The sequence below is a fragment of the Pseudomonas sp. AP42 genome (genome assembly GCF_001728935.1).
In the GTDB taxonomy this organism is placed as follows: Bacteria; Pseudomonadota; Gammaproteobacteria; order Pseudomonadales; family Pseudomonadaceae; genus Aquipseudomonas; species Aquipseudomonas lactis.
In genome coordinates, this window is sequence record NZ_LYSO01000220.1 from 1 (window position 1) to 1,096 (window position 1,096).

The window sequence follows — 1,096 nt, forward strand, 5'->3', positions numbered from 1 at the left end:
CAAGCAACTGCCCACGCTCGTTCCACACCAGCCGATGGCAACTGCTGTCCGGGTACCAAATCCCCGTCAGTTGCCCATGTTTGTTGTAGCTGTAGTCAGTCGAATGGCCATCGGGGTCAGTCTTGCGAATGACATCGCCTTGGTCATTACGCTCATATTTCCAGACCGCCTCCCCACGGCGCACAACCCGTACGAAGCCATTGTCATGCTCGTAGGACGTCGGCTCATCATCCCCCGGAAACAGCGCCACCAAGCGTCCGGCATCGTCATATTGATAGGCCGTTACCGCGCCCATCGGGTCTTGCTCGACGGTCAGCCGCCCCTGATCGTCGTAGGATTTGAAATGCGTGGCGCCATCAGGATCGACGCGCTGCACCAACCGCGCCCGCTGATCATGGACATACACCTCCTGGCTACTATCGGCGTTATGCACCGTGACACGCCCGTCATCGCCCCAGGCATAACGCGTGTCCATCTGCGAAAAACTCGCCCAATGCCGCACACATCGCGCCGCCTTGCCAGCGTGTTCCCATTCCCAAAAGAAACTCGCCCCACCGGCCAGTTGGCGTTCAAGAATGACGTGCTGATCGTCATACCGATAACGCTCGCTTTCCCCGACAGCATTGGTCGCGCAGACCAGTCGTCCGTGTTCGTCATAGGCGTAGGAAACAATGTTCTGCTCGGTCTCCCACACGTAGGGCTCTCGCCCTTTGGCGCGATGCACCTGGTAGTCCACCGCGACGATGCGACCCAACTCATAACGCAACAGCAACGAACGACCCGCACCGTTATCCAGTCGCTCAATCCGCCCAGAACGATCCCGGCAAAGGCGCAGCCGGTTGTCATACGCATCGCTGATCGAGACCAGTACGCCATCGCGAAAGTGATAGAAGCGCGACGCCTGGGCCAACACCAACTCGTCAGGCGCCGAACCCAAGTAGATCGCCGCTTCCGCCAGGCTATTGGTGATCGCGGGCCGAGAGTCGGTGGGCAAGGGCAGGGCAGTCGAGCGGTTCTCATGGTCAGTCCACACCACGGAATCGCCCGACACCACCAGCCGATGGGCCAGCGCATGGCTCCAACCAAACCCCAACCC

1 pseudogene is annotated in these 1,096 nt (G+C 60.1%); it reads right to left on the minus strand.

Going from position 1 to position 1,096, the window contains the following annotated elements:
* A pseudogene (locus A7K61_RS30590) lies at nucleotides 1-1,096 on the minus strand (RHS repeat protein); the annotation flags it as partial.